Annotated in this window: 14 protein-coding genes; 7 read left to right on the top strand and 7 right to left on the bottom strand. The window is 42.5% G+C overall.

Annotated features, from left to right (window positions below; all coding sequences use genetic code 11):
• Positions 1-158 precede the first annotated feature (158 nt).
• The 6 genes from QZU45_RS07065 (at position 159) to QZU45_RS07040 (ending at position 6892) form a co-directional block, all read left to right on the top strand.
• Positions 159-1121 (top strand): tripartite tricarboxylate transporter substrate binding protein, encoded by a 963-nt coding sequence (locus QZU45_RS07065; protein ID WP_295353452.1) that lies wholly within the window; start codon positions 159-161, stop codon positions 1119-1121.
• Between the two features lie 100 nt (positions 1122-1221).
• Positions 1222-1698, top strand: a complete 477-nt coding sequence (locus tag QZU45_RS07060; protein WP_295353450.1) for a tripartite tricarboxylate transporter TctB family protein — start codon at positions 1222-1224, stop codon at positions 1696-1698.
• An 11-nt stretch (positions 1699-1709) separates the two neighbouring features.
• The gene (locus QZU45_RS07055) at positions 1710-3230 is read left to right on the top strand and encodes a tripartite tricarboxylate transporter permease (RefSeq protein ID WP_295353447.1); all 1521 of its coding nucleotides are present in this window, start codon (positions 1710-1712) and stop codon (positions 3228-3230) included.
• A 30-nt stretch (positions 3231-3260) separates the two neighbouring features.
• Entirely contained in the window at positions 3261-4235 is a 975-nt protein-coding gene (gene eda / locus QZU45_RS07050; RefSeq protein WP_295353444.1) for a bifunctional 4-hydroxy-2-oxoglutarate aldolase/2-dehydro-3-deoxy-phosphogluconate aldolase, read from the top strand.
• Positions 4236-4296: 61 nt separating this feature from the next.
• A complete protein-coding gene (locus tag QZU45_RS07045; protein ID WP_074841204.1) occupies positions 4297-5190 on the top strand; it encodes a dihydrodipicolinate synthase family protein in 894 nt (297 codons plus the stop codon).
• A gap of 373 nt (positions 5191-5563) precedes the next feature.
• A complete protein-coding gene (locus tag QZU45_RS07040; RefSeq protein WP_295353440.1) occupies positions 5564-6892 on the top strand; it encodes an ATP-binding protein in 1329 nt (442 codons plus the stop codon).
• Positions 6893-7011: 119 nt separating this feature from the next.
• Here QZU45_RS07040 and QZU45_RS07035 read toward each other — a convergent pair whose 3' ends face one another.
• The 7 genes from QZU45_RS07035 to QZU45_RS07005 are packed head-to-tail and all read right to left on the bottom strand — an operon-like array spanning position 7012 to position 12612.
• The gene (locus tag QZU45_RS07035; protein ID WP_295353437.1) at positions 7012-8037 is read right to left on the bottom strand and encodes an ABC transporter permease; all 1026 of its coding nucleotides are present in this window, start codon (positions 8035-8037) and stop codon (positions 7012-7014) included.
• Positions 8027-9538: a sugar ABC transporter ATP-binding protein gene (locus QZU45_RS07030; protein WP_295353434.1), complete on the bottom strand. Its 1512-nt coding sequence runs from the start codon at positions 9536-9538 to the stop codon at positions 8027-8029. Before QZU45_RS07030 ends, QZU45_RS07035 begins: the two co-directional genes overlap by 11 nt.
• 18 nt (positions 9539-9556) lie before the next feature.
• A complete protein-coding gene (locus tag QZU45_RS07025; protein WP_295353432.1) occupies positions 9557-10618 on the bottom strand; it encodes a substrate-binding domain-containing protein in 1062 nt (353 codons plus the stop codon).
• Between the two features lie 26 nt (positions 10619-10644).
• Positions 10645-11340: a sugar phosphate isomerase/epimerase gene (locus QZU45_RS07020; RefSeq protein WP_295353484.1), complete on the bottom strand. Its 696-nt coding sequence runs from the start codon at positions 11338-11340 to the stop codon at positions 10645-10647.
• Positions 11341-11565 carry a hypothetical protein gene (locus QZU45_RS07015; RefSeq protein WP_295353429.1) on the bottom strand — a complete coding sequence of 75 codons (225 nt, stop codon included), beginning with the start codon at positions 11563-11565 and terminating at the stop codon, positions 11341-11343.
• Between the two features lie 8 nt (positions 11566-11573).
• The gene (locus QZU45_RS07010; protein WP_295353426.1) at positions 11574-11699 is read right to left on the bottom strand and encodes a hypothetical protein; all 126 of its coding nucleotides are present in this window, start codon (positions 11697-11699) and stop codon (positions 11574-11576) included.
• Complete coding sequence (locus tag QZU45_RS07005; RefSeq protein ID WP_295353423.1) at positions 11686-12612, bottom strand: Gfo/Idh/MocA family oxidoreductase; 927 nt, start codon at positions 12610-12612, stop codon at positions 11686-11688. The genes QZU45_RS07010 and QZU45_RS07005 overlap by 14 nt, the downstream gene beginning before the upstream one ends.
• A gap of 278 nt (positions 12613-12890) precedes the next feature.
• Between QZU45_RS07005 and QZU45_RS07000 the strand changes: the two genes are divergently transcribed.
• Complete coding sequence (locus tag QZU45_RS07000; RefSeq protein ID WP_295353420.1) at positions 12891-13889, top strand: LacI family DNA-binding transcriptional regulator; 999 nt, start codon at positions 12891-12893, stop codon at positions 13887-13889.
• The last annotated feature ends 461 nt before the right edge of the window (positions 13890-14350 follow it).

The raw sequence follows: 14350 nt of genomic DNA, 5'->3' as shown, positions 1-14350 counted from the left end.
GTGAGATAAGAATATTCACCTTTTTTCTCCCAAAGCCGGACAAGGGTATAACTCGGCTGATTTTTTGGGAATATGTCACACATCTGAGATCTAAATTCTTTCAAACTAGAAATATAAAAATTATTAACTTTAAGAAATTTTACATAAGGAGTTTTACTATGTTAGGAAAGTTTGTTAAGTGCGCTCTTGTTGGTGCCTGCCTTGCAACCTTCGGTCTTCAGGCAGCTAATGCTGATACCAATTTCCCTCGTAAACAGCTGAACATTGTTGTTCCATATGCTCCAGGCGGAGCTTCTGATACCGTTGCCAGAATCTACGGCAAGGAGATGGAAAAAGTTCTGGGCAAGCCAGTTACTGTAACCAACAGAACCGGTGCTTCAGGTGCAGTTGGTCTTGAGTCTGTAAAGAACAGCCGCCCAGACGGATACACCATTGCCTATATGCCAGTTGAGTCAACCATGATTTCAGCTTTAGGTCTGTCAACCATTTCATCAAACGACTTCACCTTTATCTGCCGTGTAATGACTATTCCTGCAGCCATCACTGTAAAGGCTGACGCTCCATGGAATACTCTTGAGGAGTTCCTTGCTGATGCCAAGAAGAATCCTGGCAAGATTATGGTTGGTAACTCAGGTGCAGGTTCAATCTGGCACGTAGCTTCAGCTGCATTAGGTCAGGCAGCTGGTGTTCAGTTCAACTATGTTCCATTTGACGGTGCAGCTCCTGCTGTTGCAGCTCTTCTAGGTGGCAACATTCAGGCTGTAGCAGTATCTCCATCAGAGGTTAAGGCTAATGTTGATGCAGGTCAGTTCAAGGTTCTGGCTGTATTAGGAGACAAGAGATCAAATGTTGTTCCTGATGTAAAGACTTCTAAGGAACTAGGCCTTGATGTTACCGCTATGGGCTGGGGTGGCTTCGCTGTTCCAAAGGGAACTCCTGAAGACGTAGTAAAGGTTCTGGTTGACGCTTCTGCTAAGGCTGTTCAGACTGACGCTGTTAAGAATCTTCTGAAGGAGCGCGGCTTTGAGTATGCATACCTGAACGGTGCAGATACTGATGCTTTCGCTAAAGATCAGCTTGCAAAATACAATGTTCTAATCCCACAGCTATTAAACAAGTAGTTATCTAAAGCCCCTTGTCCGACAAGGGGTTTTAAATTTAATAATTATAAAAACACAAAATAATAATAACCATAGAACAGATAAATATAAGGAAAGTCTTATGAAGGGAAACGGAGATGCCATCATTGGCGGACTCTTTGTTCTCGCAGGACTTGGTTTTCTGGTTCCTGCCATCGGGTACGGCCTGCTTCCTCCTCCTGGTTTATTCGGTCTGGGAGCCGGTTTCTTTCCAACGGTAACTTCAGCATTTGTAATCTTCTTTGGCGCATGGATTGTCTATGACGCAATCTCCAAAGGCAGCAGTGTTTATTTTCAGGGCGAGGAAGATCTAAAGAAAAAAGCAAAAATTATGGGCTTTATGTTTGTGGTCTTTGTATCCTTCCTGATTCTCTGGGTTGTTGTCGACAGATTTATGGAAAGCTCCATGGGCTTCTTTGTCGGCTGTGCAGCCATGCTTTTAACTTTTAATCATATATTCGGAAGAACCTTAAAGTTCAACCTTATCTTTACCGCAATATTTATCGGTCTTCTGTACGGAATCTTCTATAAGCTTCTGTACATTCAGTTTACATTGTAGGAGAACATCATATGGATCTGTCATTATGGATGAGCTCCTTGATGGCGCTCTTAACACCGGAGGTTATCGCCTTTAACCTGTTCGGTGTGGTTGTAGGTTTACTTATTGGTGCACTGCCTGGTCTTTCAGCCACCATGGCAATTGCAATTCTAACCCCGATTACTTTCTGGTTTGAGCCTCAGTGCGGATTTGCCATGCTGATCGGCGTCTGGAATGCCGCAATCTTTGCCGGCGGTATCTCAGCAATTCTGATCAACACCCCTGGTACTCCGGCTTCGATCGTTTCAACCTTTGACGGTTACAGAATGTTCAAGCAGGGCAAGGGCGGTCTGGCTTTAGGTCTTAATGTGCTGTATTCCGCCTTTGGAGGAATTCTATCCACTATCTTCCTGATTTTCCTGTCATTCCAGATTGCAAAGTTCACTGTAACCTTCGGTCCTACTGAATACTTCATGCTGGCTTTCTTCGGTCTGATCATGATGATTTCGGTATCCGAGAACAATGTTATCAAGGGAATGGCCATGGGCTTTTTAGGTCTGACCATCTCCTGTGTTGGTATTGATCCTATTCTGGCCTCCAAGCGTTTTACCATGGATACTACCGCTCTGGTTGCAGGTGTAAGCTTCCTGCCTGCTATGATTGGTATGTTCGGTATCGGTGAGATCCTCAATCAGATTTTTGAGTTCAGCAAAAAGAAGGAAGCTGAGGCCAATGCTCAGATTGAACTGGTGAAAAAGGGAGGAAATCTTGGTCGTGTTCTTCCAACCTGGGCTCAGGTAAAACAGTTCTTCAGGCCAACTCTGATTGCAGGTACCGAATCAACTATTATCGGTGCAATTCCTGCAGCCGGCGGTGATATTGCCTCAATTATCTGCTGGGGACAGGCAAAACGTATGTCCAAGCACCCTGAAGAGTACGGCAACGGTTCTCCTGAGGGCTTTGCGGTTTCCTGTACTGCCAACAACGGTGTTTTAGGCGGGGCTCTTACCACCATGCTGACTCTGGGTATTCCTGGTGATGCTGTGACCGCAATTCTGATCGGTTCTCTCATGATGTACGGTATGCAGCCTGGTCCTAAGATGTTTACCGAGCATGCTGACTTTGTTATGCAGATTATGCAGCTGATGCTGCTCTCCAATCTGGTCTTCATTGTAATCGGTCTGCTTTCAGCCAAGCTTTCAGCCCGAATCCTGAATGCCAAGCCTCAGACTATCTGGGTATCTGTGATTGCTCTGTGCGTGGTCGGTTCCTATGCCCTGAACAATTCCTTTACCGATGTGCTGATTATGGCCTTCTTCGGTATCGCAGGCTTCTTCTTCAAACGCGGTAAGTATCCGGCTGGTCCGTTCATTCTGGGACTGCTCTTAGGAGGAATGCTTGAGTCCAATCTGCGTCGAGCCCTGGTTATGTCTCACGGAAGTCTGATGATCTTCCTAGAGCGTCCTGTAACTCTGGTTCTGTGTGTAATGATTCTTCTGACCCTGTTCTATCCTCTGATAAAAAAGAAGCTCAAGGGCAAGAGATTCTACTAGCTCAGAAATAATGGAATAAGAAGGTAAAAAATGACTGTTGATAAAAACAACATCCTAAAGCAGATTTCTGAGATCGGAATGATTCCGGTACTCACAATCGACAAGAAGGAAAGAGCTCTGCCACTTGCAAAGGCTCTTTCAAAAGGCGGTCTTCCTCTGATGGAGGTTATGCTCAGATCAGAGGATGCTCTGGCCTGTATTGAGATTATTTCAAATGAACTGCCTGATTTTATTATCGGTGCCGGAACTGTGCTCACTGTAGAGCTTGCCCAAAAGACTATTGATGCTGGCGCTATGTTCCTGGTTGCCCCGGGCTTTAACCCTGAAGTGGTCAAATATGCCCTGGAGCGTAATATTCCTATTGTGCCTGGAACTGTAACTCCAACTGAGGTTGAGGCTGCAAGAGCTTTAGGAGTACATACCTTAAAGTTCTTCCCTGCAGTTCAGCAGGGCGGTCTTGATACCATGAAGCTTTTAAGCGGTTCCTATCCTGATGTGCGCTGGGTTCCTACAGGAGATATGACCAGAGATCTGGTTAGGGAATATCTTCCATTCTGCAAGATTGCTGCAACAGGTGGTGATTTCATGCTCACGTATGACGATATCCACTCTGACAACTATGAAAAGATTGCTGCTGATGTGGAAGAAACCATTCTTCAGTATCTTGATCTGAGAATTGATCATTTCGGCTTTAATTCCAGCGGATCTGTCGAGGCCAATGCTCTTGCCGCAAAACTGGGGGATGTATTCCATCTGTCTGTAGATCATCATGCCCACAGCACCTTTGCCGGCAAGCTCTTTGAAGTCTGTCATGAACCGGTTGCTGAGTCTTTAGCTCATATCGGTATCGGTTCAAGGGATGCTCTTCGTGCCTATCACTATCTGAAGCGCTGCGGAATTGAGTTTGATGAGAGCTCTCTTAAGTTTAAGGAAGATGGCCGTCTTTATAAGGCTTATCTCAAGGAGAGAATCGGTGGCTTTGCCTTCCATCTCTTCCAGAGCTGATATGAATGAATAACTTTTAACTTTTTGTAAATAAGAATAAAAATCCAATAGGAGTAATATCATGAAAAAAATGTTTGGCGTTATCAATGCTATGACAACACCTTTCAAAGAGGATGGTTCAATTGATGTGGAGAGCCTGAAGAAGCAGGTTGACTTCCAGATTGAACATGGCACCAACTGTCTGTATCCACTGGGCACAACCGGTGAGATGTACCTTCTTTCTGTTGAGGAGCGTAAGCTGGTTGCAGAGACTGTTGTAAAGCATGCAAATGGTCGTGCCATTGTCTATATCCATGTTGGCGCTATGACCACCAAGGACGCCTGTGAGCTTGCAGCTCACGCTGAGAAGATTGGTGCAGACGGTATCGGTGCTGTAACTCCAAGCTTCTTTGGTGCCAATGAGAGAGCTCTTCTACAGTATTACAAGGATATCTCTGCTTCTGTAAGCCGTGATTTCCCAATTTACCTTTATTCAATTCCTCAGTGCTCTGGCAACGATATTCTTCCAGAGGTTGCTGAGAAGATTGCCAAGGCTTGTCCAAATGTTATCGGTATCAAGTACAGCTACCCGGATATGGTTCGCATCTTAAACTACATCAACATCAATAACGGTGATTTCTCCGTTCTTGTTGGTCCTGACCGTCTGTTCTATGCAGGCCTGTGCTCAGGTGCTGAAGGTACAGTTTCAGGCTGTGCAGGTCCTGTACCAGAGGTATTCACTGCAATCTATAAGGCATGGAAGGAAGGCAAACATGATGAGTGCCGTAAGCTTCAGAAGAAGGCTAATGAGGTTATCTCCATCATCAAGGCCGGTGCAGACATGGGTATCTTCAAGGATGTGTTAAAGCGCCGCGGTGTTGTAGCAAACGGCTTAATGCGCAGACCATTGGTTGAGATTGAAAAATCTGAAGGCGATGAGATCTGGAAGGCATTACAGCCATACCTGGAGAAGTAATTCTCTTTAGGTTGTAAGTCCGCTGTTTGGGGAAGCAACGGACTTGAAGAAGGTCAGATGTAACAGTCTGGCCTTTTGTTTTTTTTATTTGTGTTTTGCTTGTGTACAGATATGTGTAACTTTTGCTGTAGTTAATAAAAAGCAAAGACTTTGAAAAATATTAAGTAGAAAAGGATAAGGAATATCTTTGAACGAATAACGTTGATCTTTTCCTCAAATCCATCCAATCGATCAGTTTTTAAAAAAAAATTCTTTCCATGCATCAATCCACTAAATTTTGCATTTAAATGTAGGAGTTGGATAAAAAATTTAAATCGCTTGTATTATAATTAATATTATTCAAAGACTTTGAAAAATATTAAGTAGAAATTGTATGGAATACAAAAGAACAAAATACGTTAATCGTTTAATAGATAGAAAAAATAACGGTCTGATTAAAGTCATTACCGGAGCAAGACGTTCTGGCAAGTCCTACTTATTAAATGAACTATTTTATTCAAGCCTTATTGCTCAGGGAATTTCTAAGAAAAACATCATTAGGTTCTCTTTTGATTCTGATGAGGATATTGATTTACTTGATGAGTACCTTAAAGACACTCCGTCAAAAATCAAAAGTACAAATAATGAGATAGAAGTTAATTCCAAAAAGTTCAGAGCATATATAAAAGATAAAACAAACGAAAACGAGGACTTTTATCTGTTTTTAGATGAGATTCAGCTTCTTGAGAATTTTATTGGCACATTAAATGGTCTTTTAAAACACAAGAATTTTGATATTTATGTTACAGGTTCGAATTCAAGATTCTTATCATCTGATATCGCAACTGAATTTAAAGGAAGAGGAACAATTATTCATGTTTTGCCGCTGGTTTTCTCTGAATATGTGGAAAACACCCAGCAGGATATTACTAAAGCCTGGAAAGACTACATTGTAACAGGAGGAATTCCGCTTGTTGCAAATATGCAAAAAGATGAAGAAAAGAATAATTACCTTAAGCTGTTAGCTGAGGAAACATACCTTAAGGATATCATTCAAAGACACAATTTAAAAAAGAAGAATGAGATAGGGGATACTTTCAATATATTAGCCTCAACAATTGGAGCTCCATTAAATATCAGGAGAATAACCAACACCTTTAAAAGTGTTATGAATAAAGATATCTCTGAGTTGACCATTTCAAATTTTATTGATTATTTTGAGGATGCATTTGTTATTTCCAAAGCTCAAAAATATAACATCAAAGGAAGAAAATACATCGGCTCTCCATTTAAGCTGTATTTTGAGGATGTTGGAGTTAGAAATGCTCGTTTAAACTTTCGTCAGATAGAAGAAACTCACCTTATGGAAAACATTATTTACAACGAGCTAAGATATAGAGGCTTCAATGTTGATGTTGGAGAAGTGAATGTCAGCGAAAAAACAGAGCGAACTGATGTAAACGGCAAAAATATTTATGAACAGAAAAAACTAGAAGTCGATTTCATAGCAAGCAAAGGAAACGAGAAGTATTATATTCAATCCGCTCTATCAATGAGTGATCCTGAAAAACAGCTTCAGGAAAAAAGAAGTCTTTACTATATTGATGATTCATTTAAAAAAATTGTTGTGTCCAGAACCGGACTTAAACCTTCTTTTGATGAGAAAGGAATTCTTGTTGTGGATCTCTTTGATTTCCTTTTAAATGAAAAGTATATGACTTAACAAATTTAGCAGTGACATGATCCCCCATATAGGCGGAAGAATTCTTGCTAATTTATGGTTAAAAAAAAGCCACTATCAAGGGATAGTGGCAAAACATATGAAATTACAACAATGTAAGGTTAACTGGAAGCTTTCGCCTTCATAATGGAAAATCTTTCCTTAAGCTGAGGTCCTGCAACCTGAATCAGGATAACGATAATCAGGATGATTCCCTTAACAGCATCGTTGATCAGTGAGTCCATCTTCAGGGCGATAATAATCTTGTCGATTACGGTATATGACAGGGCACCGAAAAGAATACCCAGACATCTGCCTTTACCACCGGCCATACTGATACCGCCAAGCACTACTGCAGCAATTGCGTACATCTCATAGCCTGAACCTGTGGTTGCAGGATCAGAGGAGGCGTTCATGGCAATCCACAGGAAAGAAGCTACACCAACCAGACCACCGGTAATCACGAATACTGAGGTCTTAATCAGACGTACATTGATACCGGCCATAAAGGCACCCTTGTAGGAGCTTCCCACTGCATATACTTTCTTGCCGTACTTGGTTGACTCAAGGAGATATACGAAAGCCATGGTAAATACAATCAGTACGATACCGACAATTGGAATGGTGATGAACTTGGAGTTACCAAAGGTGAACATGCTCTGGAACATGTCATGCTTGGTGATCATTCTGTAAACTGAGCTGCCGCCACCTGCTAAAGCCTTGTCTATATGCTGGCAGATATACTGTGCAAAAGAGCGGAAAATCAGCATGGTAGCCAGGGTTACGATAAAGGAAGGCATTTTTACAATACCCACCAGTACACCGTTTATAAGTCCGCAGAAGCAGCCGAATAGAACTGAGAACAGCAGGGTTAAGGTAATACTGTCGGTGGCATTGAAGACTATAACACTAAGTCCGCTCACCATGGCCAGCATGGAGCCTACAGAAAGGTCGATTTCTGCGGTTATACACACCATACCCATACCGATGGCAATTACGCCGATAACAGCTGAGTGACGCAGCATATTCATGGTGGCATTCAGAGTAAGTCCACTACTGCTTGAGGCGTAAACCAGAAATATTACTATAAAAACAAATACATAGCTGTATTCGCGCCAGGCACTGGCAAGCAGCGAATTATTCTTCATTTTCTACCTCTGTCTGTTCTTGTATTGAATTTGTTGAATACATCATGATGGTGTGCTCCTCAATCTGCTCATGAGGAAGTACCTTCACGATTTTTCCGTCGCAGAATATGGCGCAGTAGTCTGCAACCTTCTGCAGTTCAGGAATCTCAAGGGTATTAACCAGAATGGTCTTGCCGTTTTTAGCCAGCTCTAAAATCAGTTTGTAGATTTCAGCCTTGGCACCCACGTCGATACCCTGAGTAGGATTGTCAAAAAGCAGGATCTGAGCATCAGTGTTCAGCCATCTTGCAATGAAAACCTTCTGCTGATTACCGCCTGATAAGGAGCTTATAGGCAGAGTTGCAGATTCAGCCTTAAGATTCATCAGATCACGATATTTCTTGTATTTCTTCATCTCTTCCATATTGTTGATATGGAATTTGCCTGCACTTAAGGTATGCTCTGCCAGATACATATTCTCAAGGATATTCATATCCGGAATTACAGAGTTCTCCTTGCGGTTTGCAGGGAGCAGGGCAATGCCGTGCTTCATGGCCGCATGTACGGATGCAGGAGGCAGTTCGTGGCCTAAGACTTTTACACTTCCGCCAGAGCGCAGAGTAGTACCGAACAGGCACTGCATCAGCTCACTGCTGCCGGAGCCTTCAAGTCCGGTCATACCGACAATCTGTCCTTTCTTTACCTCAAGATTTACATCATGGAACCCTGGACCTGTAAGATTCTTAATTTCAAGGACTGTTTCACCGGTTTCACGTTTTTCATAGATGTCAGAAGAAGTTCCGCTTTTTCCGACCATAAGTTTGGTAATCTCGTCCGGAGTGGTCTCGCTGATTTTACCCTCAGCAATATACTGTCCGTTTCTGAATACTGTGTAGGTATCACAGTACTTAAAGATTTCAGGCATCTTGTGGGAAATGAAAATAAAGGAGATGCCCTGTTTCTTCAGACCCTCGACGATGGAGAACAGATGTTCTACCTCTTCGTTGTTGAGCGCGGTTGTAGGCTCATCGAGAATTAGAAGTTTTGCTTTGAAAAACAAAGCTTTGCTGATTTCCAGAAGCTGCTTGTCACTGGTTTTAAGATCAGCGACCAGAGCCTTAGGATCAATTGATACGCCAAGTTTTGCAAAGAGCTCCTCACATCTTGAGATCATCTCCTTTTTCTTAAGATGACCTAAGAAGCCGGAGAGCTCCTTACAGATAAAAATGTTTTCAAATACCTTCAGATCGTTGAAAAGATTTAGCTCCTGATGCACAAATGCAATACCCAGCTCTTCAGTTCTGCTTACGGAGAGTTTTTCAAGTTTCTGACCTTCAAAATAAATCTCACCGCTGTCCTTTGGAATGGTGCCGGTAAGAATATTCATCAATGTAGATTTACCTGCTCCGTTTTCACCGAGAAGGGCGTGAACCACGCCCTCCTCAACTTCGAGCTCTACATCTTTTAGCACAGGTACTCCGTTGAAGGACTTACAGATCCTGTGCATCTGCAGCAGAGGCATAATCAGTTTCTCCTGATCTTAATTGAAGGACTTGAAGTCCTTAACGTTCTCTTTTGTTACGTTGTGGCACTCGATCACGTGGTCCTGAGTAACCTTCTTGCCATCAAGATAATCAACCATATCCTGCTCTGCAGTCTGGATCATTGAAGGACTGTAGGTAACTGACATAATGCCACCAAGCTTTGAGGCGATATCCTTGTAGTCTTCACCGCGGATTACGCTGTAGATTTCCTCAAGACCGCCGCAGCCGGTGATGAAAGGCTTGTGAGAGTAGAACTTGTCCTTGGTGCTCTCATCGATACCGCCGCCGCGCAGTGCTTCAAGAATACCCATTGCCAGCTCGTCATCCTCGGCATAGAACCATTTGATGTCTGCATTTGAAGCTTCACCCATCAGTGACTCAAAAGAGGTTTTGGTGGATGAACGGCTCCAGTTCATGGCTCCTGAGTAGGTGATGTTCTTTAACTGCTCCTCAGTCCACTTCAGGTTGTCAGCAATCTTCTTGCCGTTGAACTCTTTCTTGCCTGACAGATACTCAACAAAGCCTCTGTTACGAAGAGTGGTAACAGATGAGGTATCTCCCTCGTATACGTAGATCTTGTCACCTGGTTTTAAGCCATTGTCTACAAAGTAGGATGCAGCACCGGCACCAATGCCTTCGTTGTCGCCCTTAACATTTGAAACTGCGGTATTGGCGACACCGTCAATAATACGGTCGAAGGCTACGTAAGGGATCTCTGCGTTAACAATCTGCTGGATGCCTGACATTACGGTATCATCGATAGGCTGAATTACGATACCTGCAAGCTTCTTGTCACCCTGAGCGATAATATCCTCGATCTGATTGATCTGATAGCCTGCATTGTCACAGGTGATAACATTAACGTCATACTTGCCCTGTGAGGTGATCTCCTTTGCCTTTTCCTTGGCGAAGGTTGCAACAGAACCTGTCCAGCCGTGATCCTCTGGTGAGGTTAAAACAATTATATTCTTATCTGCAGCAAAGGCTGGTGCACTGAACATTGCTGAAAGACCGCCTGCAACAACTGCAGCGATGATGTTTTTCTTGAAGTTAGTCATATGTAGCACCTTAGTTTGTCAGTTTTTTAGATAACGAAATTTCTCATATAGTGATAAGACAGTTTCAGACTGTCCAGAATTCTTTCTTTTGTGTCCTCAAAGGCACGATCCTCAACCTCGACACAGGCATAGCCGTTGTAGCCGATATCGGTGAGCGCGCTTAAAAATCTTGAGAAGTTGACATCTCCAAGACCTGGCAGCTTTGGTGCCATGAAATCCAGAGGATATGCCAGAATACCAACCTGGTTGAGCTTGCTCTTTATAACCTTCAGATCCTTGAAATGTACGTGGAAGATTCTGTCCTTAAACTCATACACAGGCTCAACGTAGTCAATCATCTGCCATACGAAATGAGAAGGATCGTAGTTGATTCCAAGATTGTCATAATCCAGGATTTCAAAAATCTTTCTCCAGTTGTGGGGAGTGGTCATCAGATTCTGACCGCCAGGCCACTGATCCGGACCAAAGAGCATAGGGCAGTTTTCAATTGCAACCTTTACTCCCAGCTCCTTTGCAAGATTAAGAATTTCAGGCCATACCTCCTTTACAATCAGAAAGTTATCCTCAAAGTTTCTGTGCTGATCACGACCGATGAAGGTTGTCACCATGTTGATTCCTAGCTTGTGACTTGCTCTTATGACATTCTTTAAATGCTCAACATTGTCATGACGCTTCTTCAGGTCCGGATCAAGAGTATTTGGATAGAAGGCAAGAGAGGAGATTTACACACCGTTATCCTTTGCTACGGCAAGTACATGCTGGGCATAACTGTCATCCTCAATAACCTTTTCACAGTTGATGTGGGATACTCCGGCATAACGTCTTTCAGCTTTAGCCTCAGGCCAGCAGGCAACCTCAACACACTGATAACCGATTCTCTTTGCTGTGGCCATCATCTCTTCATATGAATAGCCGTCTAAAATGGCACTGACAAATCCAAGTTTCATCTTAGCTTCTACTCCTTAATTTCAATTCTTCTTCCGCTTTCAGAGGACTCCATGGCGGCGAATACCGCTTTCATTGCTCCGAGTACGGAGTCTCCGTCAATTAAAGGTTTGTGATTTTTTTCAATGCAGTCCACAAAGGCATCGATAATGCCTGTTTGAGGTCTGGTTGTCATTGGTCTGAATTCTGTCCAGATCGTAGTTGACCACACTGCCGTCAGCACCAAGAAGTTCAATTGAATAGTCCTTTGAATCGTAGATTCTCAGGATGCCCTTCTGTCCATATATAATGGTGGAGTTATCCTCCCTTCCGTAAAAAGTCCAGGAAGCGGTCATGGTACCGATAACACCGTTATCCATTTCATAGATGCAGAAAGCATTGTCATCCACGCTTACAGGATTTCCCTTTGCATCTTTTTTATCAATGGTTGCAATTTTAGCGGTTACGGCTTTGATTCTTGAGCCAACAAGATAAGAGATAAGGTCGGTTTTGTGTACACCGAGATCTCCTAAAGCTCCCATGGCAGAACGGTTCTTGTCAAAGAACCAGCTGTTGATGCCTGGGTCGATACTCCAGGTCTCAGGTCCACCGTGACCGAATGTGGTTCTGAAGGAGATAATCTTTCCGATCTCCCCATTTTCAATCAGCTCTTTTGCTTTTGCGTGAGCTTTTGCAAGTCTCTGGTTCTGATCAATCATGAGTTTTAGATTGTTTTTTCTGGCCAGCTCGACAATCTTTATGCAGTCCTCAAGCTTGGTGGCCATTGGCTTTTCCAGAAGCACATGCTTGTGATTTTCCAAAGCTTTCAGAGCATGTTCTGCGTGAACGGTATTGGCACTGCATATGCTGACAGCATCAAGCTCCGGATCCTTAAGCATGTCATCCAGGGAGTCAAAAGCTTTTCCCTGATATTTTTCTGCCAGAGCCTGTGCTCTTTCTTTGTTTAAATCGAAGAAAGAGGTAATTTTTACATTCTTATTGTTAAGATATTCTGGTATATGGCGAATCTGTGCAATCTTGCCACAACCGATTATTCCTACGTTCAACATAAAATCACCTTAAGTTTGTTTGAAAAGTTTTTTTTCTGAAATAAACTGAAATAATTTCATAATAGTTTCAGTAAATATAATTTTTGAAAAGAGTATTTACAATCTAATTAGTTGCATAATTGGGCTTAAATCACAGTTTGAAAATGATATGAAATATAATCTGATTTCTTTGAAATATTTCATGGTTTTTGAAATATGTTTTTGTTTTATAATAATCGTCATTATTTCTAAGCATCAATTACATAAGCGATAAATATAAGAAGAGACTGGGGATTAACATGAGAAACACGCGATATAAGACACATGAGATTGCAAAGCAGGCAGGAGTCTCCCCAGCAAGTGTTTCCCGTGCCATCAATCATCCTGAGCTTTTAAGCGGAGAATCACTTGAGAAGATCAGAGCCACCATGCAGACAATGGGCTATGATGTTAATGAAATATTTCAGACGGATTCAAAGGAGATAATCCTGATCAACTGTCCTCAGGGAACCAATCCTTTTTACGAGGAAGTCCTAGACGGAGTTATCAGTTCAGCAGAATGCAACGGTTACTACACTCTTCTAAACTATACTGAGCTTGATGAAAACAATATCGAAGATTTTCTGAAGATGCTGCAGATTGCAAAGATCAAGGGCCTCATTGCATTAAGTCAGCTGTCTGTTGAGATTCTGAACAAGATAAACTCCCTGGTGCCAGTGGTTCAGTGCTGCGAGTTCAATGATCGATCCTCTCTTCCATATGTAAGTATTGATGACTATATGGCCGCAAAGAATGCAGTTAAGTATCTGATTGCTGCGGGCAGAAGAAAAATCGCCTTTCTGAACGGACCTAGACACTATAAGTATGCCCGTGAGCGTCTAAGGGGCTTCATGGATGCCTTAACCGAGGAACATATTGCTGTACCTGATGAATGGATAATGCATGTGCCTCAGATTGACTATCAGATGGCAGATACCCTTATCAGCAGGGTCCTTTCTGATGATCACAAGCCTGACGCTGTCTTTGCTGCTTCCGATGTGCTGGCTGCTGCGGTGGTGAACCGTGCTGTATACAGTGATCTCAAGGTTCCAGAAGATCTTATGGTGATTGGCTTTGACAATATTTCTCTGTGTCAGATCGTTAGACCTGCCTTAACCTCGGTAAACCAGCCAAAACATAAGCTTGGTTACACTGCCTGTGAAATGCTGCACGAGAAACTCAAAGGAAAAACTCTTAAGGTTAATGAGGTTCTTCTCTCAACAGAGCTGGTGTTAAGAGGTTCAACTGAGCATCAGTAAAAAAGATGAGGTTTAAAGATTAGCTTTTAAGCAGATAAAGGTAAAAAGGCGCAGACTCACTGGCGTTGCTCAGTGCTTTCTGCGCCTTTTGGTATTCTGTCTTTTAGTAGTTGCGTCCGGGCAGTTCGTGTATTGAGGCTGCCGGTATCTCATATAAGGTTCCATAAAGGTCATTTGCGTTCTTGAATAGCTGGCATTTATATTCGCAGTCTTTATAGGTACTGCTGTTTTCTTCTTTTCTGCTGTTATATTTATTCTGAGCTAAAAGCTTCTGGTGTTTAGTGTAGATATAATCTGCGGTGAATTCTTTTTTATTCAGAATCTCATCCAGATCAAGAGGAATTCTTGCTTCATTTCTTATAAACTCGAGTTTCCCAGATAAAAAATTTAAGTAAATCCAGATCCACTCTTGGATTGATGCTCTTTAAAAACCTGTATTGATTTATTATCTTGCTAGAGGC

Origin of the sequence: uncultured Succinivibrio sp. (assembly GCF_902756765.1) — a bacterium.
GTDB lineage: Bacteria > Pseudomonadota > Gammaproteobacteria > Enterobacterales > Succinivibrionaceae > Succinivibrio.
Note: the sequence above shows the minus strand (reverse complement) of the source record. Positions and strands in the feature narration are given on the sequence as shown.

What these genes read in the sequence shown, in the direction of transcription:
- eda (WP_295353444.1), top strand. Translation starts at nt 3,261, where the DNA reads ATGACTGTTGATAAAAACAACATCCTAAAGCAGATTTCTGAGATCGGA.
- QZU45_RS07060 (WP_295353450.1), top strand. Translation starts at nt 1,222, where the DNA reads ATGAAGGGAAACGGAGATGCCATCATTGGCGGACTCTTTGTTCTCGCA.
- QZU45_RS07055 (WP_295353447.1), top strand. Translation starts at nt 1,710, where the DNA reads ATGGATCTGTCATTATGGATGAGCTCCTTGATGGCGCTCTTAACACCG.
- QZU45_RS07030 (WP_295353434.1), bottom strand. Translation starts at nt 9,538, where the DNA reads ATGCCTCTGCTGCAGATGCACAGGATCTGTAAGTCCTTCAACGGAGTA.
- QZU45_RS07045 (WP_074841204.1), top strand. Translation starts at nt 4,297, where the DNA reads ATGAAAAAAATGTTTGGCGTTATCAATGCTATGACAACACCTTTCAAA.
- QZU45_RS07040 (WP_295353440.1), top strand. Translation starts at nt 5,564, where the DNA reads ATGGAATACAAAAGAACAAAATACGTTAATCGTTTAATAGATAGAAAA.
- QZU45_RS07035 (WP_295353437.1), bottom strand. Translation starts at nt 8,037, where the DNA reads ATGAAGAATAATTCGCTGCTTGCCAGTGCCTGGCGCGAATACAGCTAT.
- QZU45_RS07025 (WP_295353432.1), bottom strand. Translation starts at nt 10,618, where the DNA reads ATGACTAACTTCAAGAAAAACATCATCGCTGCAGTTGTTGCAGGCGGT.
- QZU45_RS07065 (WP_295353452.1), top strand. Translation starts at nt 159, where the DNA reads ATGTTAGGAAAGTTTGTTAAGTGCGCTCTTGTTGGTGCCTGCCTTGCA.
- QZU45_RS07015 (WP_295353429.1), bottom strand. Translation starts at nt 11,565, where the DNA reads ATGAAACTTGGATTTGTCAGTGCCATTTTAGACGGCTATTCATATGAA.
- QZU45_RS07005 (WP_295353423.1), bottom strand. Translation starts at nt 12,612, where the DNA reads ATGTTGAACGTAGGAATAATCGGTTGTGGCAAGATTGCACAGATTCGC.
- QZU45_RS07000 (WP_295353420.1), top strand. Translation starts at nt 12,891, where the DNA reads ATGAGAAACACGCGATATAAGACACATGAGATTGCAAAGCAGGCAGGA.